The organism is Shimia sediminis (assembly GCF_003990645.1).
Classification (GTDB): domain Bacteria; phylum Pseudomonadota; class Alphaproteobacteria; order Rhodobacterales; family Rhodobacteraceae; genus Shimia; species Shimia sediminis.
Map to the genome: position 1 here is coordinate 1 of NZ_RYZK01000042.1, position 1,008 is coordinate 1,008.

1 protein-coding gene is annotated in these 1,008 nt (G+C 42.4%); it reads left to right on the forward strand.

Annotated features, from left to right (window positions below; translation table 11 throughout):
• Positions 1-656, forward strand: a 656-nt coding sequence (locus EK369_RS22790; protein WP_206198148.1) for an EF-hand domain-containing protein, incomplete at its 5' end; no start/stop codon positions are given.
• Positions 657-1,008 lie beyond the last annotated feature (352 nt).

Sequence of the window (1,008 nt, forward strand, 5' to 3'; positions counted from 1 at the left end):
TATCGTTAGGAGCCCCCTGTATTCAATTCACAATGGCTGACAAAGAAAAGAAGGTTAAGAAGACCAAGAAGAAGGAAGAGGCACCAGCAGCGGAAGCTGCCCCAGCTGCAGCGCCTGAACCGACCAGGGAATCAAGGGCTTCCTCCAAAGGCTCTTCGAAGAAGGCCAAACGCTCAGGCTCCAACGTATTCTCCATGTTCTCCCAGCACCAGGTCGCCGAATTCAAGGAGGCCTTCCAACTCATGGACCACGACAAGGACGGTATAATCGGCAAGAGCGATCTGAGGGCCACCTTCGACGCCGTAGGCAAACTCGCCAATGAAAAAGAATTGGAAGAGATGATCGGCGAAGCATCTGGACCAATTAATTTCACCCAACTACTCAGTCTTTTCGGTAACCGCATGGCTGACTCCGGCGGTTCTGATGACGATGAAGTCGTCATTGCTGCATTCAAATCATTTGACGAAGGTGGCACCATTGATGGCGACAGATTCAGACATGCTCTGATGACCTGGGGCGACAAATTCACGGCCAAAGAGGTGGACGACGCGTTCGACGCGATGGAAATCGACAACAACAACAGGATCGACACACTAGCCCTCATTGAACTTTTGACCGGCAAGGGTGACGACGAAGAAGAGGGTGCTGCCGCATAAGCAGATGGAAACGATCAGCCACACAACAAACAAAATCTTCAATCTTCATCCATCGTAATTTTTCTCATCATCAATTTGCACAAATAAAACAATAAAATCATCGCGTCTAATAAACCTACTCACACAAAGTGTCACGACTTGTTTTTCATGAATAAATAAATGTTCGAGTTGTGTTTTGTTATTAGAAAGAATATTTAATATGTATATTAAATATTATATTATATATCAGCGAAGAAGAACTCAAAATATTTTGTAAATAAATTATTACATACTTATTATTATATCGTTGATAATAATATAATTAAATTATTCCATCATTATTTATTTATTTCTACGTTTCATTAATTTCGCT